Origin of the sequence: Bacteroides sp. LFL-34 (assembly GCF_027257075.1) — a bacterium.
Taxonomy (GTDB): domain Bacteria; phylum Bacteroidota; class Bacteroidia; order Bacteroidales; family Bacteroidaceae; genus Bacteroides; species Bacteroides ovatus.
This window is the reverse complement of the sequence record NZ_JAPQKZ010000006.1, coordinates 134,116-148,759: the sequence shown is the minus strand read 5'-3', so window position 1 is coordinate 148,759 and position 14,644 is coordinate 134,116. Positions and strand designations below refer to the sequence as shown.

Here is a 14,644-nt window from a genome sequence, read left to right as displayed (position 1 = left end):
GGCTGAAAGCCTTACAATTATATATTTATTGGGGTGCCCTGAAAGGGCTTAATTATATAGCGTAGGGCAACGCCCTACGAAAAAAACACACCAGCCACAAGCCCTGAAAGGGCGGAACCGTATACAATTATGCCCTTTCAGGGCGCAAATTCAGATTGTCGTTTTTACGTAGGGCGTTGCCCTACGCTATATAATTAAGCCCTTTCAGGGCACTCCGCAAAATTATCATTTACCTCATTCTTGTATAGCAACAATCTTCGAAAAAGAATGGGTAAGATAACGTCCGTTCGATAAAAATCAGCAGATTTGTCAGCAATCAAACCTAATATGTCAGCAATCTGACCATCGTTTTAGCCGGATATTAGCATCTTTGCACCAAGCTTTACAAGTATAAAGCACATATTACGTTTAACCTTTAAAATGCTAAAACGATGAAAAAAGTAGCACTATTCCTATTTTTATCCGTTTGCTTCGCGCAACAATCCTGTTCGTCGGATTCTGTTGGAACGGAACCGGAGGAAAATCCACAAGACATTCTTTTTAAAGACGATTTCAACTTTTTCGACGAAAAAGTATGGACGAAAGAAACTCATGAACCCGGTTGGACCAATCAAGAGCTACAGGCATACGATGCCGCTCATGTATCGGTTGGAAAGGACGGGGATAAATCGGTTCTGATTCTTACCGCCGAACGCAAAGGGAATAAAATCTACTCCGGCAGGATCAATTCAAAAGGGAAAAAGAGTTTCAAGTATCGCAAGATAGAAGCAAGCATCAAGCTTCCCAAGACTAACGGCGGACTGTGGCCTGCGTTCTGGATGATGGGAGATAACGACAAAGAATGGCCGGCATGCGGGGAGATCGACATTATGGAAATGGGAGAACAGAGCGGAATGGCTGCGGGCGATTCGGAAAAACAAGTGAACACCGCCATTCACTATGGCCCTAGCGCAGCGGCTCACGAACAGCAATACTACAAAGCCAATGTTGCCAACAGCCTGCAAGACGGCAATTATCACACCTACTCTCTGGATTGGGATGAAAACAACCTGACAATATCCATCGACAACGTCAAGTTTCATACGTTCGACATTAGCTCGAACACATACTTCCACGACAACTTCTACATCCTGTTCAACCTCGCCGTGGGAGGTGCGTTTACAGGAATTACCGACATTAATAAACTGACGGGTCTGAAAGACGGTCAGAAAGTGAATATGTACATCGACTGGGTGAAAATATTATAGGAATCTTAAATATACATGCTATGAATATGGAAAAATGTAAGTATCTACTGTTTTGCGGAACACTCGCCCTTTGGATGGCGGGAAGTTTCCAGCAAGTGTATGCAGCAACGGAACCAAGTTCCCAGGCTATTCAACAACAAAGCAACAAGGTAACCGGAAAAGTGAGCGATGCCACAGGTCCCATCATTGGGGCTTCCGTAGTGGAGAAAGGAACTGCCAACGGAACGATTACCGATCTGGATGGAAATTTCAGTTTGAATGTAAAAGCGGGAGCTACGCTCGTTGTCAGCTACGTGGGTTATAAATCCGAAGAAGTAAAAGCGGGAAGAGGTCCTTTGAACATCACCTTGAAAGAGGATGCCAAAGCATTGGATGAAGTGGTAGTTACCGCCCTTGGCATCAAGAGAGAGCGCAAAGCGTTGGGCTACGGCATTGATGAAGTGAAAGGTGAAGCCTTGACCAAAGCGAAAGAGACGAATCTTATCAACTCCATGGCAGGACGTGTGCCGGGCTTGGTAGTCAGCCAGACCGCCGGTGGTCCTTCCGGTTCTACGCGCGTTATTCTGCGAGGCAGTACCGAAATGACCGGCAATAACCAGCCTCTTTATGTAGTGGACGGTGTACCTTTGGACAACACCAATTTCGGCAGTGCCGGCACAAACGGAGGCTTCGACTTGGGCGACGGTATTTCGAGCATCAATGCTGATGACGTAGAAAACATGTCGGTATTGAAAGGCCCTGCGGCGTCCGCACTTTATGGTAGCCGTGCCAGCCACGGTGTTATCTTGATTACAACCAAGCGAGCCAACAAGGATAAAGTCAGTGTGGAATATAACGGAACGCTGACTTTCGACACCCAACTTGCCAAATGGGATGAAGTGCAACAGATATACGGTATGGGAAGCAACGGTACTTATAGCTATGATGCCATATCCAACACAAACAAAAGTTGGGGCCCCAAAGCGGACGGTTCAAACATGCTGAAGTATTTCGACGGCGTAGAACGCCCTTTCCTCATTGTCCCCGACAATACGTCCAACTTCTTCCGCACGGGTATCACCGCCACCAACTCCGCCATCATAGGTGTGAACAGCGGAAAAACCGGAATTCGCTTTACCTATACGGATATGCGCAATAAAGACATTGTTCCCCAGACGCACATGAGCCGTGACATTTTCAACCTGCGCGCCAATACGTCTGCAGGAAAGGTAGACCTGGATTTCAGCGTCAACTATACACGGGAAGACGTGAAGAACCGTCCGGCACTGGGCGACAGCAAGTCCAATATCGGTAAAAACCTGATGACCCTTGCCACCACCTACGACCAGGAATGGTTGCAAACCTATCAGACTGCCGACGGCGAATATTCCAACTGGAACGGCATGGATCCCTACAACGTGAATCCGTACTGGGATATCTATAAGAACTTCAATAAATCCAAGAAAGACTTGTTCCGCATGAACGGCAAGGCCGTATGGAACATCGACCCACATCTGAAACTTCAGGCAACGCTGGGTGCCGAACTCAACTGGTTCACGTTCGATGATTACAAAGCACCTACCACTCCCGGATTCGAAGCCGGAAGACTTCAAAACAGTGCTTTCCGCAACCGCATGTACAACTTTGAAGTGTTGGCTCTCTACAACAACCATTGGGGTGATTTCGATTTCAACGCTACGTTAGGCGGCAATGTATATAAGGTGAACAACCAGACCACCGTTACCACCGCTCAAGACATGAAGATACGCGATGTCCCTTCATTGACGAGCTTCAACGAGATCAGTGTAGTGCCCGGCAGTTACCGCAAGCAGATTAATTCGGTTTACGGAGCAGTGAACGTGGGATGGAAACACATGCTTTACCTCGATGCTACGTTGCGTGGCGACCAATCGTCTACCCTTCCCACTGGCAACAACATGTATATGTATCCTTCTTTCTCCGGCAGCTTTGTATTCTCCGAGCTGACAAAACTGGGCGACCTCCTGCCTTACGGAAAGGTGCGTATGTCATGGGCGCAAGTAGGTAGCGATACCGATCCTTATCAATTGGGACTCGTCTATACGAAATCCAAATATGCTTATCCCGGATATACCATCGGATATATCGATAACGGAACCATCCCCAACAAAAACTTGAAACCAACCAAAACAAACTCCGTGGAAATGGGATTGGAATTGAAATTCCTGAAGAACCGTATCGGGCTGGATTTCACCTACTATTCTCAAATCAGTAAAAACCAGATTATGGGAATGGCAAGTTCCTGGACAACCGGTTACAACTATCGCTTGATTAATGCCGGCAAGATAGAAAACAAAGGTATTGAGATTGCCCTTAGCACACGACCGATTCAAACACGCGATTTTTCCTGGGACATTAATCTGAACTTCTCCAAAAACAGCAACAAAGTAAAAGAACTGGATGGCGAATCGGATATGTTTGAACTGGAAAAAGCATCTTGGCTCGACGTTCAGGTAGCCGCTAAGGTAGGCGAGAACTTTGGTTCTATTGTAGGCCCGGACTTCCAACGGAACGAAAAGGGAGATATTCTGATTGACCCGCAAACCGGTCTGCCGCAATATGACAAGAGCAACCACGTATTGGGTAATGCCTCTTGGGACTGGACAGGTGGATTGCTCACCAACTTTACCTACAAGAATCTTTCGCTGGTAGCGGTATTCGATGTGAAAGTAGGTGCCGACCTCTATTCTATGTCTGCCCGTGCTGCTTACGAATCGGGTAAAAGTCCGGAGACACTGGCAGGACGCGACGCCTGGTATCGCTCGGAAGAAGAAAGATTGGCAGCCGGCATTGCGAAAGGAGCCGATAACTGGAAGCCGACAGGCGGATTCGTTGCTCCGGGTGTCATCGACAACGGTGATGGAACATATCGTCCCAACGACATCTACATCAATCCGGAAGACTACTGGATGAGCGTTTGCCGTAATGCACCTTCTATGTTTATTTACGACAACTCATACGTGAAATGCCGTGAACTGACGTTGAGTTACAATGTACCCAAATCCTGGCTGAAGAATGTAGTAAGCGGACTGACCGTTTCGTTCGTTGCCCGCAATCCGTTCATCGTATGGAAGAATATCCCGAATATCGACCCGGATTCCAACTACAACAATACCACCGGTATGGGACTTGAATACGGTTCGTTGCCTTCACGCAGAAGCTATGGTTTTAATGTAAATGTGAAATTCTAAAAAGATATATCATGAGACAATCTAAATACATCACAATCATCACGATGGCATGTGCCCTGTTTTTCGCTTCTTGCAGCGATGAATACATGGAAAACATGAATACCGACCCTTCCAAGGCCGCTACCATCGACCCGAATGCTCAGCTCACCACTGCCCAACTGCAAACGTACGGAGACCTTAGTATGATGGAAATCTACCGTAACTACCATTATGCATTCACCCAACAACTGATGGGATGTTGGAACACCACCAACTACGGTGGACGCCATACGCTAGACAATAATGAAATGAGCCGTATCTGGACATCGTTCTACACTCAATCCCTGAAGAATATCATTGATGCTCAATATCGCACAGCCGAAGATGCAGAGAAAGTGAACATCAACTCTGTGCTCCGCATTTATCGGGTTTATCTTATGTCTATCATCACCGACACTTACGGAGACGCTCCTTTCAGTGAAGCCGGCCTGGGATTCCTCGAAGGAAAGTTCAATCCGAAGTATGACAAACAGGAAGATATTTACAACGCTTTCTTTCTGGAGCTGGAAGATGCCATCAATAAAATCGATCCGACCAAAGATAAAGTGACAGGTGACCTCATCTATGCCGGTGACGTAACTAAATGGCAACAACTGGCAAACTCGCTTCGCCTACGTTTTGCCATGCGAATCTCCAATGTCAATCCTACAAAGGCACAAACGGAATTTGAAAATGCTTTAGCTGCCAATGGGGGTGTGATAACGGACGCCTCAAGCGATGCGCTCATCAAATACATGACAATCGCATTTAGTTTCGGACAAGAAGCTTACTCTGATTATCGCGGAAATTCATTGTCACAGTTATTGTTCGGCAACGACCCCGCTAATAATCCAAGTTACCTCTGTTCCACTTTCTTTAATCAGTTATACAATTCCGGTGATCCTCGTACATTCAAAATTTCCCGTTGTTATTATGACGGGCTGATGAGTGCCACCAGTCCCGACAATCGTGTCGACATCACCCAGGAGATGATTGAAAAAGGGATTGATTTCAGTCCGCGCGACCCGGGTTCCTACTCGTGGGAGCCATGGCCTACAGGATACGACAGCGATATTTGTAAGGAATTAGCCGTTAACAACCCTTCTGTTACAGCAACCATGGCTCGTGAAGTGGAACCCAAACTTGCCAATAATTTCCTAAAAAGCGACAATCCGGGCGTAGTGATGACCTCTGCAGAAGTGAAGTTCCTGATGGCAGAAGCTACTGTGAAAAAATGGAACGTTGGCAGTGCTTTGGCAGAAGATCTTTACAAGCAAGGAGTGCGTGCAGCTATGGATTTCCTGACAGACAACTACGGTTGCACGGCTACTACTGATGCAGAGTTTGATGCATTCATTCAAGGTAGAGGGACGTTCGGACATACGGACAATCAGAAACTTGAAGCTATCAATACACAGGCCTGGATTCTTCACTTCACCAATCCTGCCGAATGTTGGGCAAACGTGCGTCGTTCCGGTTATCCGAAGTTGAAATCACCGGCAGAATATGGGTTCGGACAATACCTCACCGGTGGAACGGAAATTCCGGTACGTCTCTGCTATCCTGTATTGGAATCTTCCTATAATAAGAAAAGCTACAATGAAGCCATCGAGCGCATGGGAGGAACAGACAATTGGCACAGCCTTCTGTGGTGGGATACTGAAAACTAACTATTAAACAATCATCCATTATGAAAAAGATATATATTGCACTATTTGCCCTACTCGCTGTAGGCTCCACATTTACTGCATGCACCGAGGAAGAACCGTTCGCTACGGTGACGGAAAATGATGATCCGCATATCCTTGCTCCGGTATTCCCTGACAGGACGAACGGCCAATTGGCAACATTCGCCAACATCAGCCGGGATGCGAACTTATCCATCGCGCTGACCGTGACTCCGAAAGATTACACCACAGTAACCTGGTTCATTGATGGACAGGAAGTAGAATCGGGTACCGACTCCGACAAAGAAATCAACCGTAGTCTGAAAGCCGGTACGTATAATTTGAAAATAGAAGTGGAAACTGTGAAAGGGAAGAAGACTTCCCGTGAAGGATTAGTGGTGGTCAACCCATTGGCTGATGACCCTCAATCTAAAGAAGTAGCCTTTGAGAGAATTGTATCTCCCGGTAAGACTGCCCGTTTATATGGCAGTAATCTACAAAACGTAACAGCTATCCTCTTGGGAGGAAACACGATCACCGATCCTACTTATGTTGAATCGGAAGACGAGAACTATCTGGAATACATCGTTCCGACAGGCGTAAGCGAAGGCGATTACCGTATCGTTCTGCAAGATGCCGCCGGCAATGAATATGGAGCCGACATGGTGAAAGTGACCAATGCTTCCCTTGTCATTTCGGGGGCTAACCGGGCTACTGCCAACGTGGACTGGACCATTTCCGGTATCAATCTTGAAAATATCGCTTCTCTAACTATCGGCGGACAGACGGTGTCTCAATTCAGCAATCAATCTTCTACGGAAGTTACGCTGACTTGTCCGGAGTTGTCTGATGGAAGCTATACGATGACAGGCAAAACTCGTAGCGGAGAGGCTGTGCAGTTCTTAAACGACAATGTTACAACTACCGAACAGACTGTGACCGTATCTACCGAAATAACACTTTGGTCGGGACACCATTACGTTTCGTGGGATAAGCCGGACGGTGATCCCAACAAAACTTTTGGTTTGATTCCAATGGATGTATTTGCCGGTATCACAGCCGGATCAACACTAAAAGTTGTCTACTCCATAGAACCTACTGCCGAATATCATCAGATGCGACTTGCTACCGGCAATTGGTCGTACTTCACAGACCCGATAAACTTCTCGGAAAACGGTGAATACGCACTGACACTGACCCAAGACATGCTGAATATGATTCAAGCCGAAAACGGATTCATCTGTGTAGGTCATGGCTATTATGTAGATTTGGTAACCGTGAAATAATGTTCCTAAGTAAGTTTAAAAATCATTCATACCATAAGTATCTGTCATTCTTCGGGTTAAAGTCCTCTGAATGACAGATTACATAAACGATGCTACTTAAAAACAAATCATAATGAAACTAAGAAATATTATATTAATGACCGCATCTGTCGCAATGACTGCCTGTTCCAAACAGGCAGTTCCCACTGCCATTCCTGAAGACGCAAAAATAGAACAACAAGTGGAAGAGCTTCTATCAAAGATGGACCTCGATGCCAAGATTGGGCAGATGACCGAGCTTGCCATTGATGTATTAGGAGAGACGATAAATGGTGAATTTCAATTGGACGAGGCAAAACTCCACAAAGCGATTGCTGAATACAAGGTAGGTTCGTTTCTAAATGCTCCCGGCCCGGTAGCACAAAGCCCTGAAAAGTGGAACGAGATTATCGGTCGAATACAAGAACTGTCGATGGCGGAGATTGGTATTCCATGTATCTACGGTCTGGATCAGAATCATGGTACTACCTATACATTGGGCGGCACGCTCTTTCCTCAAAATATCAATATGGGGGCTGCCTTCAATCCGGATTTGACCTACGAAGCGGCACGTGTAACGGCTTATGAAACAAGGGCTAGCAATTGTCCCTGGACATACTCCCCCACCGTCGATATGGCACGTGATCCCCGTTGGCCACGTGTATGGGAAAATTATGGAGAAGACTGTTTAGTCAATGCCATTATGGGCAGCACTGCTGTTCGAGGCTTCCAAGGAGATGATCCTAACCATATTCCCGCCGACCGAATCGCCACCTCCGTGAAACATTACATGGGATACAGCATGCCACGTACCGGTAAAGACCGCACACCGGCTTATATATCGGTTTCCGAACTGCGTGAGAAATGTTTTGCACCGTTCAAGGCTTGTGTGGAAGCTGGTGCACTGACTATAATGGTCAACAGTGGTTCCATCAACGGAAAGCCTGTGCACGCCGACCGCGAACTCCTTACACAATGGCTGAAAGAAGACTTAGGATGGGACGGAATGTTAATCACCGACTGGGCGGACATCAACAATCTTTATACCCGCGAACATGTGGCGGCGGACAAAAAAGAAGCCATCGAAATGGCAATCAATGCAGGTATAGACATGGCTATGGAACCGTATGATCTCAATTATTGTACACTACTAAAAGAGTTAGTGCAAGAGAAGAAAGTGCCCATGAGCCGTATTGACGATGCCGTCCGCCGGGTGCTTAGACTTAAATTCCGTCTGGGTCTGTTCGATCATCCGAACACTTTATTGAAAGATTATCCTCTCTTCGGCAGCAAGGAGCATGCACTTATCGCACTTCATGCAGCCGAAGAATCGGAAGTATTGCTAAAAAATAAAGATAATATTCTTCCGCTTCCTCAAGGGAAAAAGCTACTGGTAACCGGTCCGAACGCCAACTCTATGCGTTGCTTGAACGGCGGTTGGAGCTATTCGTGGCAAGGACATCTGACCGACAGATTTGCCGATAAATATAACACCATTTACGAAGCAATCTGCAACAAATTCGGAGCCGATCATGTCCGTCTGGAACAGGGCGTAACCTACAAACCCGAAGGTGCTTACATGGAAGAAAATGAACCGGAAATTGAGAAAGCTGTGGCCGCCGCCCGCAACGTGGATATTATTATCGCCTGCATCGGTGAAAATTCATATTGCGAAACACCCGGTAATCTTTCCGAACTTGCCATCTCCGCCAACCAAAGCAAACTGGTAAAGGCACTTGCCGCTACAGGAAAACCGATCATCCTGATACTCAATGAGGGTCGTCCCCGCATTATCAACGAGTTGGAGCCATTGGCTGATGCTGTTATTGACATTCTATTACCCGGAAACTATGGTGGCGATGCATTAGCGAACATTCTGGCAGGAGACGTGAACCCCAGTGCCAAGATGCCTTACACATATCCGCGACACGAAGCAGCACTGACTACCTACGATTATCGGGTGAGTGAAGAGATGGACAAAATGGAAGGAGCTTACGACTACAATGCGGTAGTCTCCGTTCAATGGCCTTTCGGATACGGATTGAGCTACACCACTTTCGAATACAGCAATTTCCAAACGGACAAATCTTCGTTTACCACAGGAGATGATTTGCACTTTTCCATAGATGTAACCAATACCGGTAAATATGCCGGAAAAGAAGTTGTCATGCTATTTAGCAGTGATCTTGTGGCTTCGCTTACTCCCGAAAACCGCCGGTTACGAGCCTTCAAAAAGGTGGAACTACAACCGGGCGAAACCCAAACTGTCACTCTATCCATCAAAGGCAGCGACTTGGCTTTTGTCAATTCTGACGGGCAATGGGTACTGGAACAAGGGGATTTCCGTATGCAATGCGGAAATCAAGTAGTGACTATTACTTATAAGTAGGCATTTATAAGTAAATGCGCATTATTAATGTATACACTCCCGACAATAACTCCATGAGACACTGCGTTACTTTGTGGTGAATTCAAATTATCATCTAACCGGCTGAACAGCCTCTAACAGCTGTTCAACCAAATTTAAACAACCGCTCCTCTTGATCCAAACGACTGTATGTCTACAACAAAAAGACAATCGTTTGAGCCCAAAGGAGCGGTTGTTTTTATCTGAAGGAAAGCGGCATTATTACAAAGGGTATTCCTCAAAAGCATACAAAATGGTAGATAAATAACGTTCACCTGTATCAGGTAATAATGCAACAATCATTTTCCCGGCATTTTCCGGTCGCTTCGCCAGTTCCGTAGCAGCATATACGGCTGCTCCTGAAGATATGCCTACCAACAAACCTTCCTGTTTAGCCAATTCACGACTCGTACGAATGGCATCGTCATTCTGCACCTGAATAATTTCATCTACGACAGAAGCCTTGTACGTCTTAGGAATAAACCCTGCACCGATTCCCTGAATCTTATGCGGACCTGGTTTACCTCCCGATAGTACCGGAGAATCAGAAGGTTCTACTGCCACAATCTTTATACTCGGATCACGCATCTTCAGCGCTTCCCCTACACCGCTAACTGTCCCGCCAGTACCTACTCCGGCCACAAAGATATCGACTTTCCCCTCGGTATCTCTCCATATTTCCAGACCGGTAGTCCGTAAATGCATGGCAGGGTTAGCAGGATTCTCAAATTGTTGTAAAATGACAGCTCCCGGAGTGACCGCCTTCAGTTCTTCAGCTTTGACAATGGCTCCTTTCATACCATCTGCACCAGGAGTCAATACTAATTCCGCACCTAAAGCTTTCAGAAGATTACGCCGTTCGATGCTCATGGTATCGGGCATCGTCAGAATCAGTTTATAGCCTTTAGCTGCCGAAACAAAAGCCAATCCCACGCCGGTATTCCCGCTGGTCGGTTCAATGATAGTTGCTCCGGGATGCAAAATTCCTTTCGTTTCTGCATCCTCAATCATAGCCAATGCTACACGGTCCTTCACGCTTCCTGCCGGATTGAAAGATTCAATCTTTACAATCAGACGAGCTTTCAGGTCGTTACTTACATTATAGTTACTAAGTTCCAATAACGGAGTATTACCTACCAAATCCGTCAATTTTCTTGCTATCTTTTCCATATATATCTGTTTTAAATTTCTCTTGTTTTAATATATGACAAAGATAGTGCGGATTCTGTTCAGGGTAAATACCATATATGTGGTAAATTCATACCACATATATCTGACTTCCTGCCAAATATTATATTAAGAAATCAGCTCTCATGGGGCTGAATGTATCAATCAATACACCTGCTTCCAGACAAACACATCCATGAGGCTGGTCAGGTTCCACATAATAACCATCACCTGTAGAAAGAATTTCTTTCCGATCTCCAATGGTCAATTCAAACTTACCGCTTGCAACATAAGTAGCCTGGCTATGATAATGTTGGTGCATAGAGCCGACGGCACCTTTCTCAAATTCCACTTTCACCATCATCAGTTGCCCGTCATACCCCATTATCTGGCGACGGATTCCCGGAGCCGGTTTCTCCCAATCCAATTCTTTCTCAAACTGAAAAGCATCACTGCGTGTTTTCATCTTCCAATCTATTCTTATTTATAACTATATTATTTGAATCTCTTCACATAATCTGCAATCAGATAACATGCCGGACCGAGTACCTGACCATGATCGAATCCTTGCATTTCGTACAAAGTCACCTTCTTGTTACCTATACTTTTCAAGACAGCTTCCAGCAGCGCATTTTCTTCATATCTTGCCGCCATCTCCAGATGCTTGTCCCCCGTAATCAACACGAGAGGAGCAGTTTCCTTGCGGGCCTTATTTACCGGAGCATACTCATCAACCACCGGAATACCGTCAGGCAAACCTCGTTCCTTGCGAATAGTGAAATGTGTCACCGTCTGACCACTCACCGGAAGATAAGCAGCTACACTATCGGCATTTGCTCCGTATGCTGCCATGTACTTTTTATCCATTGCCAGAATCAACGAAAGATAGCCTCCCGCAGAATGACCGGAAACAAAAATGTGATCCTTACGACCACCATACTTTTCAATATTCTTGAAAACCCATGCCACAGCTTCTGCCGCATCTTCGATGTAAGCCGGATTCTTTGCTTTCGGACTCAAACGGTAATTCACCGTCACTACTGCAAACCCTTGTTCTCTCAATTCTTTTGGGACAAATTTATTTCCGCCTTCCATACCACCACCGTGAAACCAGACAATAGTTGAGAAATCCTTCTTGTTTTCAGGGTAATAAATATCCAGTTTACAACGTTCCAGACGATAGGTGTCCGTTTCGGAGCCAGAGACATAAGATATATCTTTGTTTGTGCGATAAGCATTTTGTGCTTGAGCAATGCAAGCACAAAGCAAAAAGAGAAGAAGGCAAATCTTTTTCATGACTTTATTTATTTTCAATGGTTCAATATTATATTAACTATCAGCCTAAACAGTTCGTTCTTTTCTTCAGACGGGAACAAAGATAAGACCTTATTCCAAAAACATAAGCAAAAAAGACTAAGAAAAGAAAGTTGTATTACCTGAAGCACTAACTATTGATTAAAAAGGAAAGTTCTTCCAACTTGAACAAACGCTATTCAATCTGCCACTTCAAAATGAAAAATCACTTATTGATATTGTTTATATAATTGCATTTCATCCATACTACATTATAAGCACCCACCGTCTTTAGCCGAACATTCAGCACCGAACGCCCTTCCATCAATAAGCGTCTTTTAAATAATTATACACTTGATAATATATACTTTCAATGTTCTATTTTTAATATTATACAAGGAAATGGCCAATTAGAAAATAACGAACCGGAAAATAAACTGCATAAATAAATGCATGAGCATACAAAAAGATGCCTAATATTGCATGAAAGCAAACAGGATATGCATCTTTCTCTATTCAGAAACCGCTCATTGCTTTAAAACCAACGAAGTGTTCCTCGGTGTGCATCGACTTGTTCCTCACCGGGGAAGCTATCGCTCCTCGGTGAAGAAGATAAAAATGGACTATTAAGAAACATTTTTATCTCTAGTTTACCATAATATATCGGAAAGGAAAAAACAATAAAATGATTAGTTATTCGGGCATCTGTTCTCCAAATAACAAAAATACATAAAAATCTATCGCAGCTTGATAGGCATATTTTCGAAACAGCAGAAAGGGAGAATCGTGTAATTACAAATGCAGGACATTTTCCTACTTTTCTTTACCAAACTGTAATTCACGTCCTTCTTCCAATGATTAAATATTCCTTTTTTAAGAATCATCGTTTTTTAAGAAGGTTACTAATTCCTTCAGAAGACTCTTTTAACTTTTATCCTTCAATAGCTCTTTTGTCTTATCTGCCAAAAACAGGGGGATATTAATCAAATTACCATCTTGTTTCAAATTCAGCATTGAATACCGAATCCGGTAAACGGGTTGGAAAAGCTTCTCATACTGAATCAGACTTTTACCTGTTACATTCTGGTCTGCTTTCACTTCTATCGGATAAATATGATTGTCGTATTGAAGCAGAAAATCTACTTCAGCCTTATTGCCGGAAGTCCAATACCGAAAAGATGCCTGGAACTGTGCCGTAAGACTCTGCAACACATAATTCTCTGCCAAAGCTCCCTTATATTCCATATAGCCGGGAGTAGACAGAAGCAAAACACTTGCGTCCAGCTCCGACAACTGCCTCAACAGTCCTACATCTAATGCGTAAAGTTTAAATGTACTCAAATCATCATACGCTTTCAATGGTAATTTGGGTGACTTGCTCAATACGACCTTATTGATAAGTCCTGCCTGCTCCAGCCACAAAATAGCATCTTCATACTCACGAGCACGGGCGCCGGGACGCACCAACTGATAAACAAACTTACGATTTTCCTTCGCCAATTGTGAAGGCAAGGAATTCCATACATAATTAATGCGGGGAGCCAATGCCGACGTAGTATGTTTTACAAAATCCAATGCATAGTCATTCAAGATATCCCGAAGTGCCGAATCCACCTTTTCCATATCATTGAAGTCAATCATTAGAGTAGCAGGTTCGGGCATACCGCCACAAATGGAATAGGCAACAAATGATTCACGCAACTTATCGAAAAATATTTGAGGAAGAGGAGCTATTTCTTTAATAAAACACAGATACTCATACATATTCGGGTCTTTTGTCTTCAGAAATTCCGTAAAAGTAAGCGGATACATAGACAAATGATTCACCTTTCCCACCGGAAAGGAATTGCCAATATGATTCAAATAAATACCTAATAAAGAACCTGCGCAAGCTACCGCATATTCGGGAGCTTCCTCACAAAAATATTTCAGTGCGTTTAGTGCTTCATTACACTCCTGAATCTCATCCAATATGAGTAAAGTCGTTTGAGGATTGATTTTCTTCCCATGCAAGAAAGACAATTGCTGAATAATCCGCCTAGGATCTTTAGTCGTTTTAAAGATATCGCAAAGCCCGCTTTCATCTTTATCCAAACTAAAATAGGCGACATCCTCAAAATATACCTTCCCGAAATACTTCAAAGCCCATGTCTTTCCTACTTGACGAGCCCCATGAATAACAAGTGGCTTCCTATTCACGTCCATTTTCCATGCCGACAATTGCCTGATAATATCTCTTTCAAACATAACAAATCACATTTTTAATATCAGAAATGTGATAATTTACACATTTTTGATATGAGTTTTGTGCGAATATACACATTATCCATAT

General features: G+C 44.4%; 9 protein-coding genes. 5 read left to right on the top strand and 4 right to left on the bottom strand.

The features are described 5' to 3' along the window. Positions 1-431 precede the first annotated feature (431 nt). From N5O98_RS05385 to N5O98_RS05365, 5 genes are all read left to right on the top strand, one after another. Entirely contained in the window at positions 432-1,247 is an 816-nt protein-coding gene (locus N5O98_RS05385; RefSeq protein ID WP_004307778.1) for a glycoside hydrolase family 16 protein, read from the top strand. 20 nt (positions 1,248-1,267) lie between these two features. Then, positions 1,268-4,456 (top strand): SusC/RagA family TonB-linked outer membrane protein, encoded by a 3,189-nt coding sequence (locus N5O98_RS05380; RefSeq protein ID WP_004307777.1) that lies wholly within the window; start codon positions 1,268-1,270, stop codon positions 4,454-4,456. 11 nt (positions 4,457-4,467) lie between these two features. Then, positions 4,468-6,144, top strand: coding sequence for a SusD/RagB family nutrient-binding outer membrane lipoprotein (locus N5O98_RS05375; protein ID WP_004307776.1), 1,677 nt, complete (start codon positions 4,468-4,470; stop codon positions 6,142-6,144). A 20-nt stretch (positions 6,145-6,164) separates the two neighbouring features. Next, a complete protein-coding gene (locus N5O98_RS05370; protein WP_004307775.1) occupies positions 6,165-7,427 on the top strand; it encodes a hypothetical protein in 1,263 nt (420 codons plus the stop codon). Between the two features lie 112 nt (positions 7,428-7,539). Further along, on the top strand, positions 7,540-9,834 hold the full coding sequence (locus N5O98_RS05365; protein WP_118160985.1) for a glycoside hydrolase family 3 N-terminal domain-containing protein: 2,295 nt from the start codon (positions 7,540-7,542) through the stop codon (positions 9,832-9,834). A 240-nt stretch (positions 9,835-10,074) separates the two neighbouring features. Here N5O98_RS05365 and cysK read toward each other — a convergent pair whose 3' ends face one another. From cysK to N5O98_RS05345, 4 genes are all read right to left on the bottom strand, one after another. After that, on the bottom strand, positions 10,075-11,022 hold the full coding sequence (gene cysK / locus N5O98_RS05360; RefSeq protein WP_004307773.1) for a cysteine synthase A: 948 nt from the start codon (positions 11,020-11,022) through the stop codon (positions 10,075-10,077). Positions 11,023-11,143: 121 nt separating this feature from the next. Then, a complete protein-coding gene (locus N5O98_RS05355) occupies positions 11,144-11,485 on the bottom strand; it encodes a cupin domain-containing protein (RefSeq protein ID WP_004298587.1) in 342 nt (113 codons plus the stop codon). Positions 11,486-11,514: 29 nt separating this feature from the next. Beyond that, the gene (locus N5O98_RS05350; protein WP_004307772.1) at positions 11,515-12,315 is read right to left on the bottom strand and encodes an alpha/beta hydrolase; all 801 of its coding nucleotides are present in this window, start codon (positions 12,313-12,315) and stop codon (positions 11,515-11,517) included. A gap of 921 nt (positions 12,316-13,236) precedes the next feature. Continuing rightward, positions 13,237-14,559, bottom strand: coding sequence for an ATP-binding protein (locus tag N5O98_RS05345; protein ID WP_004307771.1), 1,323 nt, complete (start codon positions 14,557-14,559; stop codon positions 13,237-13,239). Between the last annotated feature and the right edge of the window lie 85 nt (positions 14,560-14,644).